Annotated in this window: 22 protein-coding genes; 10 read left to right on the forward strand and 12 right to left on the reverse strand. The window is 71.6% G+C overall.

All coding sequences use genetic code 11. The features are described 5' to 3' along the window. Positions 1 to 17 precede the first annotated feature (17 nt). Positions 18 to 1,430, forward strand: coding sequence for an MFS transporter (locus AC3DEV_RS11605; RefSeq protein WP_488372309.1), 1,413 nt, complete (start codon positions 18 to 20; stop codon positions 1,428 to 1,430). Here the strand turns inward: AC3DEV_RS11605 and AC3DEV_RS11610 are convergent. The 4 genes from AC3DEV_RS11610 to AC3DEV_RS11625 form a co-directional block, all read right to left on the reverse strand. Then, positions 1,365 to 2,606: a hypothetical protein gene (locus AC3DEV_RS11610; RefSeq protein WP_488372213.1), complete on the reverse strand. Its 1,242-nt coding sequence runs from the start codon at positions 2,604 to 2,606 to the stop codon at positions 1,365 to 1,367. The two genes, AC3DEV_RS11605 and AC3DEV_RS11610, sit on opposite strands and share 66 nt — an antisense overlap. A gap of 108 nt (positions 2,607 to 2,714) precedes the next feature. Beyond that, entirely contained in the window at positions 2,715 to 3,995 is a 1,281-nt protein-coding gene (locus tag AC3DEV_RS11615; protein WP_488372214.1) for a glycosyltransferase 87 family protein, read from the reverse strand. Then, the gene (locus tag AC3DEV_RS11620; protein WP_488372310.1) at positions 3,992 to 5,533 is read right to left on the reverse strand and encodes a CCA tRNA nucleotidyltransferase; all 1,542 of its coding nucleotides are present in this window, start codon (positions 5,531 to 5,533) and stop codon (positions 3,992 to 3,994) included. Before AC3DEV_RS11620 ends, AC3DEV_RS11615 begins: the two co-directional genes overlap by 4 nt. Before the next feature lie 408 nt (positions 5,534 to 5,941). Further along, positions 5,942 to 6,274 carry a putative quinol monooxygenase gene (locus tag AC3DEV_RS11625; RefSeq protein ID WP_067720170.1) on the reverse strand — a complete coding sequence of 111 codons (333 nt, stop codon included), beginning with the start codon at positions 6,272 to 6,274 and terminating at the stop codon, positions 5,942 to 5,944. Positions 6,275 to 6,374: 100 nt separating this feature from the next. On the opposite strand from AC3DEV_RS11625, the gene AC3DEV_RS11630 reads away from it, so the two are divergent. From AC3DEV_RS11630 to AC3DEV_RS11670, 9 genes are all read left to right on the forward strand, one after another. Beyond that, positions 6,375 to 7,457, forward strand: coding sequence for an alpha/beta hydrolase (locus tag AC3DEV_RS11630; protein WP_269503308.1), 1,083 nt, complete (start codon positions 6,375 to 6,377; stop codon positions 7,455 to 7,457). A gap of 70 nt (positions 7,458 to 7,527) precedes the next feature. Beyond that, positions 7,528 to 8,844 carry an NUDIX hydrolase gene (locus AC3DEV_RS11635; protein ID WP_488372215.1) on the forward strand — a complete coding sequence of 439 codons (1,317 nt, stop codon included), beginning with the start codon at positions 7,528 to 7,530 and terminating at the stop codon, positions 8,842 to 8,844. Continuing rightward, the gene (locus AC3DEV_RS11640; protein ID WP_488372216.1) at positions 8,841 to 11,471 is read left to right on the forward strand and encodes a hypothetical protein; all 2,631 of its coding nucleotides are present in this window, start codon (positions 8,841 to 8,843) and stop codon (positions 11,469 to 11,471) included. The genes AC3DEV_RS11635 and AC3DEV_RS11640 overlap by 4 nt, the downstream gene beginning before the upstream one ends. After that, the gene (locus tag AC3DEV_RS11645; RefSeq protein ID WP_488372217.1) at positions 11,468 to 13,339 is read left to right on the forward strand and encodes a lipid II flippase MurJ; all 1,872 of its coding nucleotides are present in this window, start codon (positions 11,468 to 11,470) and stop codon (positions 13,337 to 13,339) included. The genes AC3DEV_RS11640 and AC3DEV_RS11645 overlap by 4 nt, the downstream gene beginning before the upstream one ends. A gap of 89 nt (positions 13,340 to 13,428) precedes the next feature. Further along, positions 13,429 to 15,093 carry a protein kinase family protein gene (locus tag AC3DEV_RS11650; protein ID WP_488372218.1) on the forward strand — a complete coding sequence of 555 codons (1,665 nt, stop codon included), beginning with the start codon at positions 13,429 to 13,431 and terminating at the stop codon, positions 15,091 to 15,093. A 42-nt stretch (positions 15,094 to 15,135) separates the two neighbouring features. Next, on the forward strand, positions 15,136 to 15,807 hold the full coding sequence (sigM, locus tag AC3DEV_RS11655) for an RNA polymerase sigma factor SigM (protein ID WP_488372219.1): 672 nt from the start codon (positions 15,136 to 15,138) through the stop codon (positions 15,805 to 15,807). 138 nt (positions 15,808 to 15,945) lie between these two features. Then, complete coding sequence (gene trxB / locus AC3DEV_RS11660) at positions 15,946 to 16,878, forward strand: thioredoxin-disulfide reductase (RefSeq protein ID WP_069389400.1); 933 nt, start codon at positions 15,946 to 15,948, stop codon at positions 16,876 to 16,878. A 57-nt stretch (positions 16,879 to 16,935) separates the two neighbouring features. Further along, complete coding sequence (gene trxA / locus AC3DEV_RS11665; protein WP_067720180.1) at positions 16,936 to 17,280, forward strand: thioredoxin; 345 nt, start codon at positions 16,936 to 16,938, stop codon at positions 17,278 to 17,280. A 169-nt stretch (positions 17,281 to 17,449) separates the two neighbouring features. After that, a complete protein-coding gene (locus tag AC3DEV_RS11670) occupies positions 17,450 to 18,640 on the forward strand; it encodes an N-acetylmuramoyl-L-alanine amidase (protein ID WP_488372220.1) in 1,191 nt (396 codons plus the stop codon). 89 nt (positions 18,641 to 18,729) lie between these two features. Here the strand turns inward: AC3DEV_RS11670 and AC3DEV_RS11675 are convergent, their stop codons facing one another. The 8 genes from AC3DEV_RS11675 to rnpA all read right to left on the reverse strand — a co-directional run bounded on the left by AC3DEV_RS11675 (position 18,730) and on the right by rnpA (position 24,969). After that, positions 18,730 to 19,398 (reverse strand): hypothetical protein, encoded by a 669-nt coding sequence (locus tag AC3DEV_RS11675; protein ID WP_067720183.1) that lies wholly within the window; start codon positions 19,396 to 19,398, stop codon positions 18,730 to 18,732. Then, on the reverse strand, positions 19,395 to 20,513 hold the full coding sequence (locus tag AC3DEV_RS11680; RefSeq protein ID WP_488372221.1) for a ParB/RepB/Spo0J family partition protein: 1,119 nt from the start codon (positions 20,511 to 20,513) through the stop codon (positions 19,395 to 19,397). Before AC3DEV_RS11680 ends, AC3DEV_RS11675 begins: the two co-directional genes overlap by 4 nt. Beyond that, positions 20,513 to 21,454 (reverse strand): ParA family protein, encoded by a 942-nt coding sequence (locus AC3DEV_RS11685; protein ID WP_366221601.1) that lies wholly within the window; start codon positions 21,452 to 21,454, stop codon positions 20,513 to 20,515. The genes AC3DEV_RS11680 and AC3DEV_RS11685 overlap by 1 nt, the downstream gene beginning before the upstream one ends. Positions 21,455 to 21,554: 100 nt before the next feature. Continuing rightward, complete coding sequence (rsmG, locus tag AC3DEV_RS11690; protein ID WP_366221599.1) at positions 21,555 to 22,337, reverse strand: 16S rRNA (guanine(527)-N(7))-methyltransferase RsmG; 783 nt, start codon at positions 22,335 to 22,337, stop codon at positions 21,555 to 21,557. A gap of 142 nt (positions 22,338 to 22,479) precedes the next feature. Continuing rightward, positions 22,480 to 22,968, reverse strand: a complete 489-nt coding sequence (locus tag AC3DEV_RS11695; RefSeq protein WP_366221597.1) for a Jag family protein — start codon at positions 22,966 to 22,968, stop codon at positions 22,480 to 22,482. 129 nt (positions 22,969 to 23,097) lie between these two features. Beyond that, the gene (yidC, locus tag AC3DEV_RS11700; protein ID WP_488372222.1) at positions 23,098 to 24,288 is read right to left on the reverse strand and encodes a membrane protein insertase YidC; all 1,191 of its coding nucleotides are present in this window, start codon (positions 24,286 to 24,288) and stop codon (positions 23,098 to 23,100) included. A gap of 16 nt (positions 24,289 to 24,304) precedes the next feature. Further along, positions 24,305 to 24,610, reverse strand: coding sequence for a membrane protein insertion efficiency factor YidD (yidD, locus tag AC3DEV_RS11705; RefSeq protein WP_488372223.1), 306 nt, complete (start codon positions 24,608 to 24,610; stop codon positions 24,305 to 24,307). Further along, entirely contained in the window at positions 24,607 to 24,969 is a 363-nt protein-coding gene (gene rnpA / locus AC3DEV_RS11710) for a ribonuclease P protein component (RefSeq protein ID WP_488372224.1), read from the reverse strand. Before rnpA ends, yidD begins: the two co-directional genes overlap by 4 nt. Between the last annotated feature and the right edge of the window lie 16 nt (positions 24,970 to 24,985).

A 24,985-nucleotide genomic window follows, 5' to 3' on the forward strand; every position in this document is an offset into this window, starting at 1 on the left:
CGGTGAGCGCTACGGTGATGTGCGTGACCTCACTGTCCGCCGATCCGGTCGGCCCCCCGCGCGGACGACTGGCGGCCGCGCTGCGGGAGTCGGACGGCCTCGGCCGGTTGTCCACGGCGCGCCTGGCCGCCCTGCTCAGTGAGGGGATCCATCAGGCCGCGCTGGGCGGAATCGTGCTGTTCAGCCCCGAGTCCGCGACGACGCCCGCCGCCATCGTCGGCGGGTTCGCCGTCATGCTGCTGCCGTACTCGGTCGTCGGCCCCTTCGCCGCCGCCGCGCTCGACCGCTGGGATCGTCGGGTCGTCGTCGCGGTCGCGGCGCTGGTCAGGACGGTGTCCATCATCGCGACCATCGCGCTGGTCGCCGTCGGCGCCGTGCACACCGGGGCGGGCCTGGCGGCGTTGTTCGCGCTCTCGCTCGTGGCCATCGGTCTCGGCCGCCTCATCAACACCGGAATGACCGCGGCCATGCCCAAGGTGGTGCCCGATCGGATCCTCGCCGCCGCCAACTCGGTTCTGGTCACCGTGGGGTCGATCATCACGGCCGTCGGCGCGGTCGCGGCGTTCGCCGTCCTGGCCGTCCTCGGCGCCGGGGACGCCGCGGTGTCGTGGACCCTCGTGCCGTCCGTGGTCGCCGCGCTGGTGGGGGTGTGGGCGATCCTGGCCCTGCCGCGCCGGCACCTGGGACCCGACGACGACGAGCTCAGCACTGATCCCGGCCGGGGCGTGGCACTAGATGCGCTGTCCCTGTTCGCCGGTGGACTGGCCGAGGGCGTCCGGGCCGCCCGGTCCACGGCCCTCGTGTGGGTGTCGCTGACCGGCGTGACGCTCGGCCGGGCGGCGTTCGGGATCACCACGATGCTGGCGATCCTGCTGCTGCGCGACGCCGAGTCCGGCGGCGTGGGCGGCCCTGTCGTGGCCGGGATGGGTGGGTTCGGACTGATGTCGGCGGCGGTGGCCGCAGGCATGGGTCTGGCCGCCGTCGTCACCCCCTGGGCAATCGCCCGTCGGCGGCGGATCGTCGTCGTGGCATCGGGCGCGGTGCTCTCGGGGGTCGCCCAGGTCGCGGTCGGCCCGACCCTCGACCCGACGGCGCTGGTCGTGGGCGCGGTGGCGATCGGTCTGGGTGCCCAGGTGGTCAAGCTCGTCGCGGACAACGCCATGCAGACCGACGTCCCAGACGCCCGCCGCGGCGGGGTCTTCGCACTGCAGGACGCCCTGTTCAACTCGGCGTTCGTGGTGGGGATGGTCGCGGTCCTGCCGCTGGTGCCCGCCGACGGACGGTCGGTGTCGTTGATGCTGGTCCCGGCCGCGCTGTACGCCGTCGCCGCGGTGATCGCGGCATTCGTGGCCACGCGCACGAGGTCAGGAGCCGAGCCCGAGCGAACCCGCGGCGATCGAACCGCCACCGATCGAGCCACCACCGACTGAGCCCCCGCCCACAGAACCACCGCCCACTGAGCCACCGCCGACCGAACCGGCGGCCACCGAACCGCCACCCACGGAACCGCCACCGACCGAACCCGCGCCGACGCTCCCTGCGCCGACCGAACCCGCGCCCATCGACCCGGCGGCAGCGGAACCCGCCGCAGCCGAGCCCGCCGCGGCGGAACCGGCAGCTCCGGCGCCCCCACCGGCCGAGCCACCACCAACCGAGTCGTCGCCGATCGAGCCACCGCCGAGAGCGCCGGCGTCGATGACCCCCACGTCGAGCGATCCGGCAACCGAACCCGCGTCGATGTGCGGGAGCTCGAGATGAGGCGGTTCGAACGGCAACGCGGCGTCGAGCCGCCCGTCGCCGTTCATGTCCGCCACGGACAGCATCCCGCTGCCCGTGTCGACGGTGATGGAGCCGTCGTCCTCGACGACCGGTTCCGCGGGTTCGGGAACGGTCCCGCCCTGCACCGGCGCGGGTTCCGGGGCCGGGGTGTGCACGACCGGCGGGGGCGGCGGCACCGGATCGGGTTCCGTGACCGGGGGAGTGGACCACCTGGCCGAATCCGCTGCAGCGGCCGACCCGTGGTGGATCGCGCCGATGGCATCCGACAGCAGGGCGCCCCAGTCCGGCAGCCCGCCCATCGCCTCCGAGCCGGCGGCCAGCCCGTCCGCCCCCGCGGCCAGCGAACCGCCCGTCAGCGCGCCCGCACCCTCGGCTCCCGCCAACACCGATCCGGCCGCCAGGGAGCCGCCCCCGACGGCCCCCATGCCGAGCGAGCCGCCCCCCACCGACCCCGCCCCGACGGACCCCGCGCCGACAGACCCACCGCCCACCGAGCCGGCGGCAACTGATCCACCGCCCACCGAGCCGCCCCCGACAGACCCGCCGCCCACGGACCCCGCGGCGAGCGCGCCGGCTCCCCCGGCGTAGACGTTCCACACGCCGCGTCCACCGTCATCGGCGTAGGCGGCCTGGGCGCCGGTGCCCACGTCGGTCACCACGCGGTCGGCGGCGCCGTCGAGGTCCGAGTCCCACAGGGCGTCGTCGGCGTACCCGTCGCCGTCGAAGTCCAGCCACAGCGCGTCCGCGGCACCGGTTCCGAGGGTGAGGTCGGGCTCGCCCTGCCACTGCGTCGGGTCCCCGACGCCGTCTCCGAAGAAGTAGTCCATGGCCAGAATCGTGTCCCGGGAGCCCCTGATCGGACCAGCCCCGATCCGCGATCTGTGGAGCGATGAACCGCATTCCACAGATCCCCATTCCGCCTTGACGGCGGGCGCTCAGCTGCTCGCGGTGGCCCTGACGAGCAGCGCGGGCTGTTCGGGATCGCCGCCCAGGTCGGGGCGGCCGAGGCGGGAAGCCCGGAGTCCGACGACGACGAGGAAGACCGCCGCCCAGATCAGGTAGGCGTTGCCGACGAGGTGCTCCAGCGGGCCCCAGCCGAGCTCGCGGCCCTCGCTGTGCGGCACCCACCACTGCGGCGTGCCCAGGAAGATCACCACGCCGCTGCCGGCCAGGGCGAGCCAGCCGCGCTCGTCGTCGCCGTCTCGTCCCGCGCGGTCGGCCCACACCAGGGTGAGCACGACCGCGGGCACCGCCCACACCCAGTGGTGTCCCCATGACACGGGCGAGCAGAACAGAGCCACGTGACCCACCGCGACCGCGGCGGCCACCTCGTGGCCGGACCGCAGCAACCGCCACGCCACCCACGCGATCCCCAGGCCGATCGCCGCGGACACCACGAACCACGCGACCGACGCGGCGGTGTCCTCGAAGCCGAGTCGGTGCACGAACCCGTTCACCGACTGGTTGGACGTGAACGCCAGACCACCGATCCGGGCCGGGTCACGGATGGCGAAGGTCCAGTAGCGGACGGAGTCGTCCGGGGTGAGCAGGTGCCCGATCCCGGTGAACGCCAGCGCCGAGACGACCGCCGTGGCCAGCCCGCGCCAGTCGCGCCGCAGCACGAAGTACAGCAGGAACACCGCCGGGGTGAGCTTGATGGCCATCGCCAACCCGGTGAGGGTGCCTCCCCACCAGCGGCCGCGGCCGCGGATCACGTCGACCAGCACCAGCGCCATGAGGAAGACGTTTATCTGCCCGAACCCGATCGTCTCGCGCACCGGGCCGAACCACAGTGCCACCGCCACCACGGCTGCGGTGAGCCACCACAACTCCCGCTGCGGGCGTTCGCACGTGCGCGTGAGCACCAGGTGCACGACGTAGGCCAGCACCGCGATGGTCGCCAGCGTGATCAGCGCGGACGCGACCGCCAACGGCACCAGCGTGAGCAGCGAGAAGAGCTGCGCCGACAGCGGGGGATAGGTGAACGGCAGGTGGGCGCCCTGGGCGAGCTGGGGCAGCTCGCCGTAGAGGTCGCCACCGTCGCGGAACACCTGCCCGCCGACGCGGTAGACGTCGAGGTCGATGCGGTACGGCGGGATCTGCTGCAGCCCCGGGATTCCGACGGTGTGCAGCAGCGTGCCGACGACGGCGAGGACGACGACGACGACCCGCGCAGCGGCCGAACCGAGGTAGCGGTCGACCGCTCCGCCGATCATGCCGGGTCGCCGTTCTGCTCGGCGGAGCCCCCGGACCCGCCGTTCTGCTGCGGTTCGTTCTGTCCCGCCCACCAGCTCAGGAGCGCGGCCTCGGCCTCATCCCGGTCGAGCGGGCCGCGATCGAGGCGCAACTCCTTGAGGTACGCCCACGCGCGGCCGACGTCGGGCCCCGGCTTGAGGTCGAGCAGCGTCATGATCTCGTTGCCGTCGAGGTCGGGGCGGACCCGGGCGAGGTCCTCCTTCTCCTCGATCTCGGCGATCCGCCGCTCCAGCGAGTCGTAGTTGGCCTGCAACTTGGCCGCCCGCCGCTTGTTGCGGGTCGTGCAGTCCGCCCGGACCAGCCGGTGCAGGCGCGGGAGCAGGTGTCCGGCGTCGGAGACGTAGCGGCGCACCGCGGAGTCCGTCCACTGACCCTCGCCGTACCCGTGGAAGCGCAGGTGGAGGAACACCAGGCCGGAGACGTCCTCGATCATCTGTTTGGAGTACTTGAGCGCACGCATGCGCTTGCGCACCATCTTCGCGCCGACCACCTCGTGGTGGTGGAAGGTCACGCCCCCGCCGGGCTTGGGCGCCCGCGTGGCGGGCTTGCCCACGTCGTGCAGCAACGCCGCCCAGCGGAGCACCAGGTCGGGCCCCTCGGGTTCGAGGTCGATGGCCTGCTTGAGCACCGTGAGCGAGTGCCAGTACACGTCCTTGTGCTGCAGGTGCTCGTCGCGCTCGAGCTTCATGCCGGGCACCTCGGGCAACACCCGGTCGGCCAACCCGGCCTCGCACAGCATGTTGATGCCGTCGATCGGGTAGTCGCCGAGAATGGTCTTGTCGAGTTCGGTCCGCACCCGTTCGACTGTGATGCGGTCGATCTCCCCGGTCATCTCCGCCATCGCACGGAACACCCGCGGCGCGAGGGTGAACCCCAGCTGGGAGACGAACCGGCAGGCCCTCAGCATGCGCAGCGGGTCGTCGGAGAACGACTGCTCCGGCGCGGCCGGGGTGTCCAGGACGCCGGCGAGCAGGGCGTCCATCCCGTCCAGGGGGTCGACGAACTCCTGGCGCCCGTCCGGGTGCAGACGCACCGCCATGGCGTTGACCGTGAAGTCGCGCCGGATCAGGTCACCGTCGAGGGTGTCACCGAAGACGACCTCGGGGTTCCGGGTCACCCCGTCATAGGAGTCGGCGCGGAACGTGGTGATCTCGATCTGCTGCTCGATCCCGCCACCGTCCCGCTTGACGGCCGACAGCGTGCCGAACTCGATCCCGGTGTCCCACACCGCGTCCGCGTAGTCGTCGAGGATGGCCCGCACCGTCTCGGGCCGGGCGTCCGTGGTGAAGTCCAGGTCGGTGCCCAGTCGGCCGAGCACGGCGTCGCGGACACTGCCACCCACCAGGTAGAGCTCGTGCCCGGCGTCACCGAACGCCGTCGCGAGTGGGGCCAGCACGTCGGCCAGGTCGTTCATCGTGGTCTGGGCGCCCGCGAGCAACCGGACCCGGCGCGCCTCGACCTCCGCCGGGTCGGGCCGGGAACCCGGTCCGTCCTGCAACGCCGAGAACACCGCGGCGTCGTGTCGATCGGAGGCGGATCGATCGGCGGCGGCGCTGCTGTCGGCGGCACTGCGGTCGGGGGTCGGTCTGCGGGCTGTCACGGGCCCGACTTTACCGAGTGGGCCCGACAATCCCTGACCCGCGCGCTCGGGGCCGGGCGGGATCAGCCCCGTGGGCCGGATGGGCCCGGTGTGAGCCGGGTCCACGAGTGGGCAGGGCCGCGCCGGCGGCCGGGCGGGGGCACCGCCGGCACACGCAGTCCCGGGTACACCGCCTCGCCGACCTCTGCTGCCGGAATGTACGCCGATCACCGGGTCATGCTGCGGGAATGGACCATTCGGGGCGCGCAAGTCGACAAGGCAGCGCATCCGGGCCGGATGCGCTGCCGGAATGCCCGGCGCGCCGCCTCACCCACCCGCCGCGACGACCTTCGACCACAGCGGGTCCACGGCCTCCACCTCGGGCGGGCCGCTCAGCAGCGGGCTCGACTCCTCCAGGTATCGCAGGTAGGCGGGGTTACCGAGGAACTCCTGGGCGGCCGCGGCGTCCCGGTAGTGCTGGAACACCACCATCACGTCCGGATCCACGTGGGACGCGCACAGCACATAGGCCCGGTGCCCGTCGTTGGCCTGGACGGCCTCGGGCATGTGCCGGCGCCACACCTCGATCAACTGGTCGCGACGGCCCGGCTTGGCCCGGTGTCGCAGGACCAGGGCGTGGGTGGACGGGCCAGAGCTCATACCGCGGACTCTAGCCGCGCCCGCCGCCGCGGGACCGTCCCCGGCCGCCACGAGACCGACATTCTGTCCCGTGATACCGAAGCGATCTAGAGTGACGGGTGTGTCTCGTCGTCGTCGTATATACCCACGCCCGTCACCCACCCGTCGGCGCATCGCACCGACGGCCGTCGCGCTCACGGCCGCGGTGGCGCTGACCGGCGCGGTCCACCCGCTCGCAGGCGCGCAGTCCGCCGGCGGCGTCGACACCTCCACGGCCCTCGGATTCACCACCTCGCCCCGCCCCACCGCGCCGCCCCCGGCCGACACCTCGCGGCCACAGATCCTGCGCGTCCAACCGGTCGAGGGCCGCAAGGTGCTCGCCGACGTGTGGTCCCCGTCCATGGCCAAGGCCGTCCCCACGTTCCTCCTCCTCCCCGCGAGCCCGTCGCCGGCACCGCTGTTGCTCCTGCTCAACGGCGTGGGCGGGGGAGAAGACCACGTCGGCTGGGCCTATCACACCGACTACGAGGACTTCTTCGCCGACAAACACGTCCTGGTCGCCAGCCCGGAGGGCGGCCGGTTCAGCCTCTACACCGACTGGCAGCGCGAGGACCCCGTCCTCGGCGTCAACCGCTGGCACACCTTCCTCGACTCCGAACTACCCGCCGCGCTCGCCGGCGCCCACGCCCTGAACGGCACCCGCGGCGTGATCGGCGTGTCCATGTCCGGCGGCCCGGCGCTGACCCTCGCCGCGCGGAGCCGACACCACTACGCCGCCGCCGCGTCCCTGTCCGGATTCCCCGAGGTCTCCACTCCGTTCGGTCGCGCCGCCATGACCGCCATGGTCGCGCGCGGCGGCGGCAACGTCCACAACGCGTTCGGCCCGCCGGACGACCCGGCCTGGCTCGCACACGACCCCTCCCACCATGTCGAGCGCCTCCGCGGCACCGCCCTTTACCTCGCGTCCGCCCCCGGCAACCCCGGCCCGCACGACTCGCCGGAGATCGGGTCGGCGACCTTCGCCATCGGGGCGCCGACGGAGCTCGCCGCCGACCTGGGCACCCGCCACATGGCCCGCGCGCTGCGGGACGGCGGCGTGCCCTTCACCTATGACCGCTACCCGAGCGGCGCCCACACCTTCGCCCTGTTCACCCGCGAGTTGCGGGATTCCTGGCGGGTCGTCGGTCCGGCGCTCGGGGCCTGACCCGCACGCGGCCGGGCCGCGGCGCGCCGTGGATTCCGGTCCACTCACCCCCGGCCGGTAGCATCGATGGGTGTCCGAAGCCGATCGTCCCGCCGAACCGCGCGCCAACGCGCCGCGGCGTCGTCGTGCGCGTCGGCCCGCCGGACCCGGCGCCGCGGGACGCGACGCCGCAGGTCAGAAGCGGGACAGCGCTGCCGCGAAGGGGTCCGACGGCCAGCGCGGCGCGCAGGGCGACAAGCAGAAACCGGCGCCCCGGGACGCCGGGGGCGGCGGCCAGAAGCCAGGCCAGAAGCCCGGTCAGAAGTCCGGCCAGGGGGGCCAGTCCGGGCCCACCGGTCCCTCCGGCGACGGTCAGTCCCGGCAGGGACGGCGTCGCCGCCGCGGCGGACGCGGTCGGCGCGGCGGTCGGGGACAGGGCCGCGCACCCGAGAACCAGAACCAGCCGTCGAGCCCCGACTCCACCCACACGGTGAAAACCGGCGACGGCACCGCCGGCGCCACCTCCCGCCAGGCCCCCCGTCACCCGCGTCAGCCCGGCCGGTCCAAGTCGGGCGGCGGTGGCCAGGCGAGCTCCACCAACACCACCCGCACGTCCGGGCCCGCGAAGGCCGGCGGCGGCACCGGGTCCAAGACCGGCTCCAAGGCCGGTGGCAAGGGCGGGTCCAAGGCCGCGGCCAAGACCACCAAGCCCGGCACCCACCAGGGCGGCAAGGCCGGCGCCAAGAACGCCCGCGGCGGTCGCGGGGGCGCGCGGCATCCCCGCGGTGGCCAGCGACTCAAGACGGTGCTGGAGACCTCGGCCGGCGGCCTGGTGGTCCGGAACCTCGCGCAGGCGGGGAAGGGACCCGAGCCCGACCTGTCCCGGCTGGAGGTCGCCCTCATCGGTCGGCTGGACCGCCGAGGCCGCATGCTGTGGTCCATGCCGAAGGGGCACATCGAGCCGGGGGAGACCGTCGCGGAGACGGCCCGGCGCGAGGTGCTCGAGGAGACCGGCGTCGACGGCACCGTCCTGGCCCCGCTGGGCACCATCGACTACTGGTTCGTCGCCGAGGGCCGGCGCATCCACAAGACCGTCCACCACCACCTCGTCCGCTACGACCACGGCGAGTTGTGCGACGAGGACCCGGAGATCACCGAGGTCGCCTGGTTCGCGTTCGACGACCTGCCCCGGCGCCTCGCGTACCCGGACGAGCGGCGACTGGTCGAGTCCGCCCGCACCCTCCTCCCGGACTTCGCGCGCGCCGAACTGGCCGGCGACAATCCCCCGCCCGCCGACGCGCAGATGGTGGACCCGTCCCGCCGGGCGGACGGCCCCGAGCCGGTCCGCCGCACCGGGGCGCACGGCGTCACCCCTCGCGACCACGCGCCGGAGGAGTCCGGGCCGTGACCGGGCGGCCGGTTGGGCGCGCAGTCCGGGCGGTCGTCCCGACGGCACTGTGTGCGGCGCTGGCCCTCGGCCCGCTGTGGGGTGTCCAGCCGGCCGGGGCCATCACCCCCGCGGAGGCCGCGGCGGCCGGGTACATCCCCAACCCGGCGCCGACACTGGCCCGGATCACCATCGACGAGATCTCCCCGACCGTCCTCGACGGGGCGGGTGGCCCGGGCGGGGCGGGTGGCGGGGGCCGGGTCGCGGTCGGCACCGAGTCCGGGGTCCCGGTCGTCACGGTGTCCGGCACCATCACCAACGTCGGCGACATCCCCCTCGAGTCGGTCGACGTCCGACTCCAGCGCGGGCCCCGCGCCGCCGACGCGGAGGCGGTGCGCGAACCGCTGGTGTGGTCCGAGCCGTCGTTCGCGGTCCGCGGCGAGTTCCTGCGGGTGGCCGAGACCGTGGCGCCGGGGCAGTCCGTGCCGTACCGCGTGTCCATGCCGGCCCGGGAGATCCCCGGCGACCCGGCCCCTGACCTGCAGCTGACCGAACCCGGCATCTATCCGCTCCTCGTCAACGTCAACGGCACCCCGGAGGGCGGGTCGCCCGCGCGACTCGACGACGCCCGCACCCAGTTGCCCGTGCTCGAGGCGCCGCAGCCGGCGGCCCTACCGGGGATCGACGACGACGACGAGGTGGTCGCACCCGGGCCGGCGGACGGGCGGGGCCCGACTCCGGTCCCGCTGACCATGATGTGGCCGCTGGCGGCGGCACCCACGCGGATCGCGACGGTGCCCGGAGCGGAGGGCCCGGACCCGGTGGTCGCGTTGACCGACGACTCGCTCCTGCGCGAGCTGTCCGAGGGCGGTCGGCTCACCGGGCTGGTCCGGGCGGCCGACGACGCGTTCGACGGGCCCGGCGGGCAGGACCTGCGACAGGCGGTGTGCCTGGGCGTGGACCCGGAGCTGCTGGGGACCGTGTCCGAGATCGCCGACGGCCGCGCCGTGCTCATCGGGAACGGCACCGGCGGCGACGACGGGGGTTCCTCCGGGCGGAACCGCGGCGGCCGGGAGGACCCGGAGCGGTCCGCCCCCGCCGATCCCGGGGCGGTGGAAGCCGACGCCGAACGCTGGCTGGACGAGCTGCGGGCGCTGGCCGAGGGCACCTGCGTGGTGACGCTGCCGGCCGCCCAGGCCGGCCTCGAGGCGGTCGGCGCGGTGGGGTCCACCGAGCTCACCCGGGCCGCGCTGGACAGCGACGATTCCGTGGAGCGGATCCTCGGGGTGTCCCCGATCCCCGACGCGTTGGTCCCAGCGTCCGGGACCCTGCTGCCCGGCACCGCCGAGGCACTGGGGGAGCCCGGCGCCACCGCCGTGGTGGCGACCCCGTCGACGCGGACCGACACCGGTATCGTCCCGCCCCCCGGGATGGTGGGGTTGGCCGGGACCGACGGCGGACGCGCGCTGACGTACTCGGCGCCGATCGGGGCGGCCCTCGCCGCGACCGGGTCCGCGCCGGAGAACCCGCGCTATTCCGACCCCGACACCCGGTACTGGCTGACCGCCGACTCCGCGGCGGCCCGACTCCAGAACGCGAGGGCCGCGCTCCTCGCGCCGGTCGTGGACGCCATCGACGCCGGGCCCGCCCCCATCGCCCCGCTCGAGGCCGCCGGCGCGGCCGGCGCCGGGCCTTCCGCGGGCACCGGTCCCGCTGCCGACACCGGCCCCTCGGGCCCGTCCGACGATCAGGGGGTCCTGGCCGTGCCGCCGCAGGTGTGGAGCGTCGACGGCGAGGCCGCCGGCTCGCTGCTGGAGACCCTCGGCGCCCAACTGGCGGCGGGGAGGATGCGCGCGGTGCCGCTCACCGAGCGCCTGGCCGGACCGGTCACCGTCCCGGACGGCTCCCTGGCGGACGACCCCACGGGCGCCGTCGACCCGGGGTCCGTGGACCTGGCCGGGGTGGACCGTCGCGTCTCCGATGCCCTGCGGGGGGTCGGCACGCTGCGGTCACTGGTCGACGCCGTCGATCCCACCTCGGCGGACGCCGAGGGCCACCTCGACCCGATGGTGACCGAGGCCCTCCGGGCCCTGTCGGAGACCGGCCGGCGGGCGGGGGGAGACGGCACGTCGCCCGGGTCCGGTACCGGCGCGGACGCCCGCTCCGCCACCGCCGAGCGCCTCGACCGCCTCGAGCAGACGGTCTCCCGCTCGCTCGGCAGGGTGGACCTGCTGCCGCCCGGCAGCGTGTTCACCATGGCCAGCCCCAACAGCCCACTGCTGCTCGTGACCCGGAACGCGTTGCCCTTCCCGGTGCGCGTCGGCGTCACCGTCACCGCGCCGGACGACATCACGGTGGAGCCGGTGGGGGTCGTCCAGATCCCGGCCTCGGGGTCGCGGACCCTGCAGGTGCCCACCCAGTCCGATGCCGAGGGCGGCGTACGCCACACCGTGGCGTTCGTCCTCGAGGGTCCCGACGGGCGCCCGCTGTCGGAACCGGTCGAGCTGTCCGTCCAGACCGGTGGCTACCCGGTCGCCCAGGCGTTCGCGTTGGTCGCGGCCGCCCTCGCCCTCGTCCTCGGGGGCCGGCGGTACCTGCGCTACCGTCGGGGCATCCTCGACCCCGCGGACGAAGGGCACCGACCGTGAACGACGAGCAGGGGTCCCCCGGACCCGAACTGCGCAGACCGGACCCCGGCCTCCGCGGCCGACGCCGTGAGGCGGGCAGTTGCGTGCTGCCGGGCCCGGCCTCCCCGCCGCCGGTCGCCGACTCGTTCATCCCGGACGCCGCGCCCGCGCCGTCGATCGAGCGGCCGATCGCGCGGCCGATCGCCCCGACCCCGGAGCGGTCCGCAGCGGGCCCGGCGACGCCCGGCGGGGGGACCGGGGCACGGAACCGCGACTCCTCCGACGCGTCGGTGATGCGCTCGACGGGATCGATGGCCGTGGCCAACCTCGCGAGCCGCATCACCGGGTTCGTCCGGATGATCCTCATCCTCACCGTGCTCGGCCCCGCCGTGGCGTCGGCCTTCAACACCGCCAACACGCTGCCCAACATGATCACCGAGCTCGTCCTGGGTTCGGTGCTCACCGCGATGTTCATGCCGCTGCTGGCCAAGGCCGCGCAGGAGGACGAGGACGGGGGCGTGTCCTTCATCCGTCGCCTGCTCACCGTGACCTCGGTCCTGGCACTGGGGGCGACCGTCGTGGCGGTGGCGTGCGCGCCGCTGCTCACCGAGCTCAACCTGGGCGACGGCGAGGTCAACACGAACCTGGCCACCGCGTTCGCGTTCCTGCTGCTGCCGCAGATCTTCTTCTACGGCGTGTTCTCGGTGATGCTCGCGATCCTCAACTACAACGGTGTCTTCCGTCCCGGGGCGTGGGCGCCGGTGTGGAACAACCTGGTGGCCATCGCGACACTGGTGCTGTTCGCGGTGGTCGGCAGCGGCATCGACCCGGCCGCGCCGGTCAACCTGCTCAGCGCGCCCATCCTGCTGTTGGGCCTGGGCACCACCCTGGGCGTGGTGCTGCAGGCGGCGGTGTTGGTGCCGGCCCTGCGTCGCGCGGGCGTGGACCTGCGCCCCCAGTGGGGTCTGGACCCCCGCATCAAGCAGTTCGGCGGGCACGCCCTGGCCGGTGTGACCTACGTCCTCATCTCGCAGGTCGGTCTGGTCATGACCAACCGCATCGGGTCGGCTGCGGACGAGGCCGCCATCGCCATCTACCAGACCTACTGGCTGCTGTTGCAGGTCCCGTACGGGATCATCGGCGTCACCCTGCTCACCGCCATCAACCCCCGCCTGGCGGACAACGGGGTGGCCGGCCGCAACGACGCGGTGGTGCGGGACATCTCGCTGGGGACGCGGCTGTCCCTGTTCGGGCTGCTGCCGATCATCGCGTTCATGACCGCGTTCGGCCCGACGATCGCCACCGGCCTGTTCCGCTACGGGAACTTCGACGCCGAGAGCGCCCAGGTGCTCGGCCTGACCCTGACCTTCGGCGCGTTCACGCTGGTGCCCTACGCCGTGGTCCTGCTGCAGCAGCGGGTGTTCTACGCCCGCGAGGACTACTGGACGCCGACGGCGATGATCCTCGCGATCACGGTCGTCCGCGTGGTCCTGTCGCTCCTCGTCCCCGTGGTCGCCGACCAGCGGTCCCACGTGGTGATCGGCCTGGCCCTGGCCAACGGCATCGGCTGGGTCGTCGGCGCCGTCGCCGGGTTCGTCCTGCTGCGGTCGAAACTGGGGTCCCTGCGTGGTCGCGAGACCCTCCGGTCGGCCTCGTGGACCCTCGGCGCGTCGATCGTCGGCGCCCTGGTCGCACTCGCGGTGGACACGATCCTGCCGATGGACGCCCTCACCGACGCCGTCGGAAGCATCGGGTTCGTTCTGCGTGCCGGTGTCGCCGCCGTCATCACCCTCGCGGTGACCGGTCTGATCCTGTCGCGGTCCCGGTTGCCGGAACTCGACTCGATCACCCCCGTTCTCCGCGGACTCGTGGGGCGTCTGAGGAGATAGTCGAATCCACGCGGGGCCGGTACGTACACTCAGGGATCACGAGCGGCGCCTCCTGACGGGCTGCCGCACCAGGCGAGGAGGGTCAACGGGTGGGTGAACAGACTGGAGCCCCGGCACCGGACACCGCCTCGTCGCCACCGCGTCTGACCGTCGGAGGCCTGGTCTCCGGCGGCAGGTACGAGCTCCTCGAACCGTGCGGTGGTGTCGCCGGCCAGTCCTTCTGGAAGGCCCGCGACCGGCGCCTGGGGAGGTTCGTCGCCCTGACCTTCGTCGACCCGCTCCCCGGCGAGCAGCCTCCGGGTTCGGCGACGGGGGTGCTCGACCGTACCGTCGCGCTCACCACGGTCTACGCGGACGGGTTGGCGCGCGTGCTCGACGTCATCCGCGGCCGCGCGGGCGGCATCGTGGTCTCGGAGTGGATCCCCGGACGCAGTCTCGCCGCGGCCGTGGCCGAGCCGGACCCCGACTCCGCCGTGGGCGCGGTGTGGGGTCTGGCGGACGCCGCGACCCGTGCCGAGGAGGTGGGCCTGACCCTGGGCCTCGACTCGCCGGACCGGATCCGTCTCACCGAGGACGGGCGCGCCGTCCTGGCCTTCCCCGGGGTCCGCGAGGGGGACGACGCCCGGTCCGACGTGCGGGGCCTGGGCGCTACCCTCTATGCGCTGCTCACCGGAGCGTGGCCGCTCCCGCTGCCCGAGGGTTCCGATCTGTACGAACCGACCGACGGTCGGCCCGGTCCCGCCCGGAGGGACGACGACGACGAGGTCCTCGACCCCACGGTGGCCGGTACCGGGGTGGCGCCGGAATCCGCGGTGCTGGCCATGCGGTCTCTCGACGGGTCGTCGGTCAGCTCGGCGGCCACCGTGAGGGCGATGGTGACCGATCGCGTCGGCGGGCCGCGGCGCGCCGCCCCCGGGGCCTCCTCCCGGGTCGCCCACCCGGCGACCGCCACCGCGACGGAGTGGGCACCGGGGGAGTGGTCGTCGGCGGAGTGGTCCTCGGCTGAGGCGGGTCCCGAACCCGCGCCGTACAGCGAGCCGGACCCGGAGGTCCAGAAGCGCCGCTGGCAGATCATGGCCGGGACCGGCGCGGCCGCGGTCGTGGTGATCGCCCTGTTGTTCACGTGGATGCTCGGGGGGTTCGGCGGTACCCGCAACGACACCCCGCTCTCACAGCAGCTCGACGCGATCGAACGGGCCGCCCAGGCCAGTCGCGCCTCCCAGACCGCCGAGCCCGCGGCCGATGACTCCGCCGCAGGCGACACCGGGGACGAGGCGGAGCAGGCCACCTCGACCACCCCGGTCTCCGTGTCGACCGTCACCACCTGGCAGCCCTCGTCCTCGAACGGCGTCGCGGAGAACTCGGCGGATGCCCCCAACGTGGTCGACGGTGACCCGTCCACCTCGTGGTCCAGCGACGCCTACCGGTCCCAGATCGGCGACGGCCCGTCGGCCTACAAGCCGGGTATCGGGTTGATGCTCGCACTGGACGGTGAGCAGGAGGTCCGCCGGGTGGTGCTCCGCTCGGGGGATGACGGCGTGCGCTTCGAGGTGCGGTCCGCGCCCGGTGCCTCTCCGGCGTCACTCGACGAGACCACCCGTCTCGGAGCGGGCACCGTCCGCGACGGGTCGGCCACCGTGACGATCGATGACCCGCGGGAGTCCGGGTACGTCCTGGTGTGGATCACCCGCCTGGGTACCTCCGGTGCCCAGTCCTACGAGGCCACGATCAGCGAGGTCGAACTGACCCGCTGACCGGCCGGGAGACGTCCCCACGGGGGGCCCGGCCGGGTTACGGTGACGGCCGTGAACACCGGTACCGCCGTCCCGACAGCGGCGGGTTGCCCTGCCCCGCCCGCAGGCGCGGAATCCCCGCTCGGCGCCCAGTCCGCTCCCAGGGCCCAGTCCGTACTGATAGCCGAGTCACCGCTGTCCGACGCCGAACTGTTGGACGCGCACGTCGCCGGGGACCCCGACGCCTTCTCCGCCCTCGTCCGGCGGCACTACGACTACCTCTGGCGGTTGGCCATCCGCACGTCGTTCAACCGCGACGACGCCGCCGAGGCCCTGCAGGAGGCTCTCGTCTCCGCGTACCGGAAGGCGGACACCTTCCGCCACGCCTGCCCGGTCCAGGGGTGGCTCTACCGCATCGTGGTCAACGCCTGCCTGGACAAGATGCGGGCCCAGCGCCTGCGCACCCACACCCAGCTCACCCCGTCCCTGCACGAACGGGTCACCCTGCGTGACCACTTCCACCAGGACCCGGCGTACGCGATCATCGTGGCCGAGGCGTTGGCGGAACTGCCCGACGATCAGCGGGACGCCGTCGTCGTCGTCGACATGCTGCGGTGCACCGTCGCCGAGGCGAGCCACCTGCTCAACATCCCCCCGGGCACCGTGAAGAGCCGGTGCTCCCGTGGCCGCGCGAAACTCGCGGCCCTGCTCGAGGGGGTCACCCTCACCGTGTGAGGGTGTTCCTCCCGTCACCCGGTGGGCGGGCGCGGGAACAAGGCAGCCCCCCGGGGTGTTGTGGCCACTAGAAGACCCGGCACCTGATGCCGGTTCCGACTCACGAGCCACCAACCGCCCGAGGAGCCCCGAGAACTCATGAGCGACACCGTCCACGACGTCATCATCGTCGGATCCGGCCCGGCCGGGTACACCGCCGCCATCTACTCCGCGCGGGCCGAGCTCAAGCCCGTCGTCTTCGAGGGCTCCCAGTTCGGTGGCGCGCTCATGACCACGACCGAGGTCGAGAACTTCCCCGGCTTCGCCGAGGGCATGATGGGCCCCGATCTCATGATGCAGATGCGTGAGCAGGCCGAGCGGTTCGGGGCCGACCTCCGGATGGAGGACGTGACGTCCATGGACCTCGCCGGGGACATCAAGACCGTCCGGGTCGGCGAGGAGGAACACCGCGCCCGCGCCGTGATCCTCGCGATGGGTGCCGCGGCCCGCTACCTCGGGGTCCCGGGGGAGCAGGAGTTCCTCGGCCGGGGCGTGAGCTCGTGCGCCACGTGTGACGGATTCTTCTTCCGCGACAAGCCGATCGTCGTGGTCGGCGGCGGCGACTCCGCCATGGAGGAGGCCACCTTCCTCACCAAGTTCGGTTCCTCCGTGACGATCGTGCACCGCCGTGAGGAGTTCCGCGCCTCCAAGATCATGCTCGAGCGGGCACGGGAGAACGAGAAGATCTCGTTTGTCCTCAACACGGCCGTGGACGAGGTGCTGGCCGGCGCGACCGGCTCGGTCGAGAAACTCCGTCTGCGCGACACCGTCACCGGTGAGACCAGTGAGCTCGAGACCGCCGCCATGTTCGTCGCGATCGGCCACGATCCCCGTTCCGAGCTGGCCCGCGACCAGGTCGAGGTCGACGAGGACGGCTACGTCCTCACCGGTCAGACCACCGCCACCTCCCTTCCCGGGGTGTTCGCCTGTGGCGACCTCGTCGACAAGCGCTACCGCCAGGCCATCACCGCCGCCGGTTCGGGGTGCGCCGCCTCGATCGACGCCGAGCGCTGGCTCGCCGAGCAGGCCTGAGCCCGCACCGGGCCCGGAACAACCGGGCCCCGTCCACCCACCCGAAAGGACCACCTCATGGCCGACACCCCCAACATCATCGACGTCACCGAGGCCGACTTCGCCGACGCCGTGCTCACCGCAAGCGGCTCCAAGCCCGTTCTCGTGGACTTCTGGGCCACATGGTGCCGCCCGTGCACCATGATGGCGCCGGTCCTCGACGAGCTGGCGGGCTCGGAGGCGGACAAGCTAACCGTGGCCAAGGTCGACGTCGAAGCCAACCAGGAACTCGCCGCCGAGTACCAGATCACCGCGATCCCCGCGATGCTGTTGTTCTCGGAGGGACAGCCGGTCAAGCGCATCACGGGCGCCAAGTCCAAGTCGGCGCTCCGAGCCGAGCTGGGCGACGTCCTCGGCGCCTGACGCACACGCCGGCGGCCCCGGGTCGCTACCCTGTGTCGCTACCCCGAGTCGCCACCCTGTGGCGCTCCCCCGTGGCGTTCCCCCACCGCCCGGCGCGGACGGGGCATGTCCGCGTGTGAGGCGGTAAGTTCATCCGGGTACCCAACACTAGGAGAGCGGGAGGAGACCCATGGCGTGGAGGCGTGGTGACCGTGGGCCCGAGGTGGCCGCCATCCGAGCCACCCTCGCGGGCATGGGTCTGCTGCACAACATCGAGTCGGTCGGGGTCACCGAGCCCGAGACCGGGTCAGTGCTCGCGCGTACCGACGCCGTCTTCGACGCCGACCTGGAGAAGGCCGTTCTGGCCTTCCAGCAGGCGCGTGCGCTGATCTCCGACGGAATCGTGGGTCCGGCCACCCAGGCCGCGCTCCACGACGCCAGCCACGTGCTGGGGACCCGGGACCTGAGCTATATCGTCTCCAGGCCGATGGCGGGGGACGATATCGCCCAACTGCAGCGCCGACTCGGCGAGCTCGGGTTCTACGCCGGCCTGGTGGACGGGACCTTCGGCCCCCTCACGCACGCGGCCGTCACCGACTTCCAGCGCGACTGCGCGCTCCCCGCGGACGGTGTGGTCGGTGGCGAGACCCTCGGCACCCTGAGCCGGTTCTCGACCCTGTTCAAGGGCGGGGACGTCGCCTCTCTCGTCGAGAAGGAGCGGGCCCGCACCTCCGGTCCCATGCTCGCCGGTAAACGGATCGTCCTCGATCCCGGCCCCAGTGGGTCCGAGAACCCGATCCGGATCGACACCCCCTACGGGACCATCACCGACGCGGAACTGCTCTGGGACATCACCCGGCGGCTCTCCGAGCGGATGAACCAGGCCGGCGTGGAGGTCTTCCTCTCCCGGCCCGAGGCGATGATCCCGACCGATCCCGAGCGTGCCGAGATAGCAAACGCGTTCAACGCCGATCTCATCATCTCGCTCCGCCTGGACCGCCACCCGAATCCGGTGGGCAACGGGGTCGCGACGTTCTACTTCGGAAACTCGCTCGGCGCGGAGTCCATGCTCGGTGAGGCCCTGTCCGGCTTCATCCAGCGGGAGATCGTCAGCCGCACCACTCTTCGCGACTGCCGGACCCATGGCCGGAGCTGGCCGTTGCTGCGAATGACCCGCATGCCGTCCGTGCAGATCTACCTGGGCTACGCGTACAACCCGCAGGATCTCGAGATCCTCGGCGATCGTGCCGCCCAGGACACCATCATCGACTCGATCCTCGTGGGCGTGAAACGTCTCTACCTCCTCGACGAGGACGATCATCCCACCGGGTCGATGTCCGTCGACGCCCTCATCGACTACGAGCAGCGCCAGCGAGACTGATCGCGCCTCCGGCCACCCCGGGGGAGTCGGGGTCCGGGGTGTCGTGAGTCCCGGGTGTCAGAATCCCCGGGCGTCAGAGTCTCCGAGTGTCAGAGTCCCCGGGCGACGGCGCTCGCCGACGCGCCCGACAGCACCCCGAGCCGCCGGGTGGCGAATCCGTGTTCGGCGAAGAGCTGATCGAGGGCGCGCTCCACGTCCGCCTTCCACAAGTGCTCGCTCTCGATATCGAGCCGGAGGCGTGGGTGGGTCTCGTGGGGTGCCACCACCGTGAAACCGTGCTCGACGAGAAAGCTCATCCCCGGCACACACGAGTCCGCGCCGCACCCGTCACGTGACGTAACATGCCCGGGGTCCTCGGACGTGACCCCGAAGGCCTCGATGGCCTTGATTCCGCGGCTTCGGACATTGACGACGACGGCGTCGAGCAACGCGGTCAGTACCCCCGCCGGTGCGCCGTGCTCGACACTCATGCCGGCGAGCAGCACAGCGTCAGCGCCGACGGGCGAGGTCGGGAAGCACGTCGCCCGAGGCACCATCCCCGGGGGGGCGTAGAAGGCGGCAGCCGTCGATCGGTCCCCGTAGGTGGCGAGCTGGCCGCAGACACCCCATTCCAGGGATACGTGTGAGATCCACGCTTCCTTCTCGAACTCCGGATCTCCCGGGGACTGCTCACCGTCGGTCTGCCAATAAACGCAACGCCGGGCGCGAGGACCCAACTGGTCCACCGCCGACAGGTCCAGCGGGCGGAGGGAGATCATCGCGGCGCTGCGGTCGACCCGCCCTCGAGAAGTGCGAGTACCCGGGCCAGATCATCGGTGTCACCGACGTCGATGGTGATACGTCCCTTGCGGCGCCCCATCGTCACCGACACCGACGTCTCGAAACGGTCGGACAGCCGACCCGCCACCGCCTCCAGCTCGGGGTTACGCTGGCGTCCGCGGGGCGCGGGCTTGGGCTTGTCCGTGGTGTCCCCGGGATCGCGGTTGGCGAGGGTGACGAGCTCTTCGGTCGCCCGCACCGACAGGCCCTCGGCGACGATCCGGGCGGCGAGTTCGTCCTGTGCCGGCGCCCCCGCCTCGAGGCCCAAAAGTGCGCGCGCATGTCCCGCTGACAACACACCTGCTGCGACCCGCCGCTGTACGGCTGTCGGCAGCTGGAGCAGGCGGATGCTGTTGGTGATCGCGGGGCGGGACCGGCCGATGCGCGTCGCGAGTTCTGACTGGGTCACGTCGAACTCTTCCAGCAGCTGCTGGTAGGCGGCGGCTTCTTCGAGCGGGTTGAGCTGTACCCGGTGGATGTTCTCGAGGAGAGCGTCCCGCAGCAGATCCTCGTCGTCGGTCTGCCGGACGATCGCCGGGATCGTCTCGAGCTTCGCGCGCTGACTCGCCCGCCAGCGTCGCTCACCCATGATGAGCTGATAGCGCCCACCGGACATCTCACGGACGACGATGGGCTGGAGGAGTCCGAATTCCTTGACGGAATGAGCGAGCTCAGCCAACGCCTCCTCGTCGAAGTGGGTACGGGGCTGCTTCGGGTTGGGGTCGATCTCGGCCGGGGAGATCTCCCGGTAGACGGCACCGGGGTCCACCAACTCGGTTGTTTCACGTGAAACCGGCGCGCCATCGTCGGCATGCGAGCCAGCGTCGGCCCCGCGAGCCGTCGATGACGAGGTACCGGTGAGCTCCATATCCGCCGTACCCCGATACCCGGCCCCGGACGAGCGCGGACGTGGGGGAGTGGTGCGCGGACCGCCACCACGCGGCCCCAGGATCAGGTCGGCGGCGTCGTTACCGAGCCGAGGCCCTTCGTCGGGGCCGGTGGGGATGAGGGCCGCGAGACCCCGCCCGAGACCGCCCTTACGCTGCTGGCTCATCAGTTCTCCTCCGGGCGGTCGACGCCCTCAGCTTCACCCGCGGTGGGCGTGGATACGAGGTCTCCCGGACCAGACGGCCCGCCCCGTGCGTTGATCTCGCGGGCGGCATCCAGGTAGGCCAGCGCGCCGCGTGACCCGGCGTCGTACTGGAGGATGGTCATCCCGTACCCGGGCGCCTCGGACACCTTGACGCTTCGCGGGATCACCGTCCGCAACACTGTGTCGCCGAAGTGCTTCCGGACCTCACCGGCGACCTGCTCGGCAAGCTTGGTGCGTCCGTCGTACATCGTCAGCATGATGGTCGAGATCTCCAGATCCGTATTCAGATGCTGTTGGATGAGTTCGACGTTGCGGAGAAGCTGACCCACTCCCTCGAGGGCGTAGTACTCACACTGGATCGGGATGAGGACCTCGCGAGCAGCGACCATCGCATTGACGGTGAGCAGACCGAGCGAGGGCGGACAGTCGAGAAAGACGTAGTCGATACCGAGCGACTGCAGGTCCTCCGGCAGGAGGACTTCGGCGAGACGTCGTTCCCGCTGGGGGAGCCCGACCAACTCGATCTCCGATCCTGCGAGATCGATGGTCGCCGGTACGCAGAACAAGCGCTCGGCATGAGGACTCTTCTGCATCAACTCATCGACGGACGCCTCCCACATCAGAAGGTCATAGCTCGACGGTGTGCCCTCGCGGTGTTCGACACCGAGCGCCGTACTCGCATTCCCCTGCGGATCCATATCGATCACGAGCACCCCGAGCCCACCCAGAGCGAGAGCGGCGGCGAGATTGACGGTGGACGTGGTCTTGCCCACCCCGCCCTTCTGGTTGGCGATCGTCACGATCCGCGGCGACTCAGGACGGGGGAGTGCCGGCGCATCCCCGTGGAGGACCTCGTTCGCCTGGCGCGCGGCCGCGAAGATCGGGGTCTCGTCGTAGGACATCCGTCACCTTTCGAGTTGCATCGTGAGCGCGGCGAGCCCGCCGCCGTGTCGGTGCCATTGTTTCACGTGAAACCGACACTGGACACGTCCCCATCAGCCCTCAATGAGACCGACGCCCGCGTCCGCGAGATCGGGAGCCACGGCCCCCCATCCTAGTCGCCAGGGTGCCGATCACCAGCCTCGTCGGTTCGGCATCCGGGGCAGCGACGGTCTCGACGCGAACGTCCTCGAACCCGAGTTTGCGGAGCGCCACACGATCACGCTCGACCTCGTCGACTGCCGACTCGCCCTTGAGGGCAACCATACGGCCACCCACCTTCAGCAGCGGAGCAGACCATCCGGCGAGCTTCGCCAGCGGTGCCACTGCCCGGGAGGTCACGACGTCCGCCTCCCCCGCCTCGATGATGATGGGTTTCTCCTCGGCGCGACCCCGAATGACATGGACATCGATGCCGAGCTCGCCGATGATCTCCTCGAGAAACGTGACCCGACGGAGAAGTGGCTCGACCAGAGTGATCGTCAGATCTGGGCGCGCGAGCGCCAAGGGGATACCAGGGAGGCCTGCGCCGCTCCCGATGTCGACGACGGACTCGCCCTGCGCCAACTGCGATTCAGCAGCCGCACTGTTGAGGACGTGCCGATCCCACAGTCGAGGACGCTCACGCGGACCCATCAGCCCACGCTCGAGTCCGGCTGTCGCGAGGAAATCAACGTACCGCGTCGCAAGACCCAACCGGTCACCGAACACCTCAGCGGCAGCGGGCGGGGGCGAGGGCAGATCACCGGAGCCGGACCTCGAGCCGGAGTCGGGCGGCGTCTCACCCGCAGCCCTATCGTCCCCGTCCGTGTCACGTGACGCTTCGTGGCCCGTGTGTCCGTTCATGGTCTCGCGCTCCTTTTTCGCGGCCGCAAAGCCACTGTTTCACGTGAAACACCGCCGGTGAATCACATCATTGTCATTAGACCCTCGGACACAGATCAGGGGTGCGAGCCGTCCGGCTCGCACCCCTGCCCCGAGCCTCCCGTCACCCGGGCAGGACGACCACCCGGCGGTTGGGCTCGACGCCGGTCGAGTCCGACGTGACACCCTCGATCTCCGCGATCGCATCGTGGATGATCTTGCGTTCGAACGGCGTCATGGGCTCAAGCTCCTCCGACTCACCTGACTCGAGAACCCGCTGCGCTGCCATGCGTCCGGACTCGCTCAACGCCTCACGCTTCGCCTCACGCCAGCCGGCGATGTCGAGCATCAACCGGCTCCGATCGCCGAGTTCCTGTTGCACCGCGAGACGCGTCAACTCCTGGATAGCGTCCAGGACCGAGCCATCCGAGCCGACCAAGGTATCCAAGTCGTCGCCGCCCACGATGCTCACCACAGCCCGATCACCCTCGACGTCCAGATCGATGTCCCCGTCGAAATCGAGGATGTCGAGGAACTGCTCGAGATAGTCGCCAGCGACCTCGCCCTCCTCGACCAATCGTTCCTCGGACACCTCGATGTTCCTCTTGGACATGGACCTGCCTCCGTCGTGACCGCCGATCGCCGAACCCCGGGGGTGCGACGACTATCTACCCCAAGTATGGGACAAGGTCCCCGACGCCGGAGCATCGGGGACCTTGTCCACTCACGTTTCCCTAGCGGGTCAACGCTTCTTTTTCTTCTTCTTGTTCTTGGGACGCGAACCCGATCCCTTCTGGGCCGGCCTACTGCGCTGCCCGCCGGGAGCCTGAGGCCGTTGACCCGGGCGTGGAGCGGATGCCGGAGCGACCGCAGGCCCCGGGTCGGAGTCGATCACCTCGTCGTCGTCCACCGTCGCGGTACCCACCTCCCCGGCCGGATCCGACACCACGCCGGTTCCCGTCGCGGCGGCGCGGTTCTTCTTGGGCTTGGTGGGCTTCACACCCACCCGCGGAGCGAGCGCCTTCTGCTCCTCGCGCCGCAGGAGGGCCGCGGCGTCGTCCTCCTTGGCCATCTTCTCGTACAGGAAGTACTGCTGCCCGAGGGTCCAGAGGTTGTTGGTGACCATGTACACCAGGATCGCCATGGGCCAGAACGCACCGGTGACCAGGATGCCGATGGGGAAGGCCCACAGCATCAGCTGGTTCATGATCTTGGCCTGCGGGTTGGCCGCGGCCTCAGGCGACTGGCGGGACAGGGAGATCCGCGCGTTGAAGTGGGTCGTGACCGCCGAGACGATCATCAGCGGAAGGGCGACGAGAATGATGTTCCACCGGGCGAAGTCGAGCATCGCGCCCGGCTCCACGAAGGCCTGGAACTGTTCGACCGGCTGGGAGATGAAGGACGAGAGCGGAGCACCGAACAGGCGGGCGTCGAGGAAGCTCTGCACCTCGTCCGCGTTGAACACGTAGTTGCCCGTGTTGCGCGTCTCCTCGGCGCTCATCCCGAGCGCGCCGAACTGCGAGCCCATCCGGTTGAACGACCGCAGCACGTGGAACAGACCCAGGAAGACCGGGATCTGGATCAGCATCGGTAGGCAACCCAGGAGGGGGTTGAACCCCTCCTGCTTCTGCAGCTTTCGGGTCTCGACCGCCAACTTCTCGCGGTCGTTCTTGTACCGCTTCTGCAGCTCCTTCATCTTGGGCTGCATCTCTTGCATCTTGCGGGAGAAACGGATCTGTTTGGCGGCCGGCCAGAACAGCAGCGCTCGCAGGGTGAAGACGAGGAAGATGACCGACAGTGCCCAGATGACACCGTTGGAGTCGGGTGCCTCGACCCAGGGGAGCAGTCCGCCGACGAAGGCGAAGATCTTGTGCCAGAACCAGAGAATCCCCGAGATCGGGTAATAGACCAGAGGGTTGGTGATGAACGACATGGGTGTGGAGTCCTAGCTACGTTCGAGAATTGTCGGAGTGCTCGTCATGCTCGTCATGCTCGTCACAAGGCGGATCAGGCGCCCGGGGCCGGGGTACCGGATCCCAGCCACCCGGGGTCCACGGACCGCAGCGCAGCACGCGCCACACCGACAGCCAGGCGCCGTACCAGGCACCGTGGACGCGGACCGCCTCGACGGCGTAACTACTGCACGTGGGTTCGAACCGGCAGCTCGGCGGGGTCCACGGGGAGATCCCCTTCTGGTAGAAGTCGAGCATCCACAACAGGACCCGCGCGAGGGGGCCCGGCCGCCCGGAGCTCACGACGAGCCCCTGGCGCGGGCGGCCGCGGCGGCCAGCCCGGTGCGCATATCCCGCACGAGGTCGTCGTGCGTGGCACCGGCCGACGCGGGGTTGGCGCGGATGACGACCATGAGGTCGTCCCCGGCCTCCTCCACGAGGTCGGCCGCGATATGACGAAGCCGCCGGCTGACGCGGTGACGAGTCACCGAGTCCCCGACGGCTTTGCTCACGACCAGCCCGAAACGCGAACCGCCCACGCGGACATCCGAGGAGTCCACGTGGGCGTGTACGACCATGGTGCGGCGGCCCTTCCTGGCACCCTTGCGCACCACCGTCGCGAAGTCAGCGGAACGGTGGAGCCGGTGCGTCCTGGGGAGCACCCGCCACCCCGGCCGG

It is taken from the genome of Dietzia sp. IBK-p2-15D (assembly GCF_057773105.1).

Coding starts and splice junctions, on each gene's coding strand:
- rsmG (WP_366221599.1), bottom strand. CDS start 22,337: ATGAACGGACACACGGGCCACGAAGCGTCACGTGACACGGACGGGGAC.
- AC3DEV_RS11670 (WP_488372220.1), top strand. CDS start 17,450: ATGGCGTGGAGGCGTGGTGACCGTGGGCCCGAGGTGGCCGCCATCCGA.
- AC3DEV_RS11685 (WP_366221601.1), bottom strand. CDS start 21,454: ATGTCCTACGACGAGACCCCGATCTTCGCGGCCGCGCGCCAGGCGAAC.
- AC3DEV_RS11680 (WP_488372221.1), bottom strand. CDS start 20,513: ATGAGCCAGCAGCGTAAGGGCGGTCTCGGGCGGGGTCTCGCGGCCCTC.
- trxA (WP_067720180.1), top strand. CDS start 16,936: ATGGCCGACACCCCCAACATCATCGACGTCACCGAGGCCGACTTCGCC.
- AC3DEV_RS11625 (WP_067720170.1), bottom strand. CDS start 6,274: ATGAGCTCTGGCCCGTCCACCCACGCCCTGGTCCTGCGACACCGGGCC.
- AC3DEV_RS11675 (WP_067720183.1), bottom strand. CDS start 19,398: ATGATCTCCCTCCGCCCGCTGGACCTGTCGGCGGTGGACCAGTTGGGT.
- AC3DEV_RS11610 (WP_488372213.1), bottom strand. CDS start 2,606: ATGGACTACTTCTTCGGAGACGGCGTCGGGGACCCGACGCAGTGGCAG.
- AC3DEV_RS11605 (WP_488372309.1), top strand. CDS start 18: ATGTGCGTGACCTCACTGTCCGCCGATCCGGTCGGCCCCCCGCGCGGA.
- AC3DEV_RS11615 (WP_488372214.1), bottom strand. CDS start 3,995: ATGATCGGCGGAGCGGTCGACCGCTACCTCGGTTCGGCCGCTGCGCGG.
- trxB (WP_069389400.1), top strand. CDS start 15,946: ATGAGCGACACCGTCCACGACGTCATCATCGTCGGATCCGGCCCGGCC.
- AC3DEV_RS11695 (WP_366221597.1), bottom strand. CDS start 22,968: ATGTCCAAGAGGAACATCGAGGTGTCCGAGGAACGATTGGTCGAGGAG.
- yidC (WP_488372222.1), bottom strand. CDS start 24,288: ATGTCGTTCATCACCAACCCTCTGGTCTATTACCCGATCTCGGGGATT.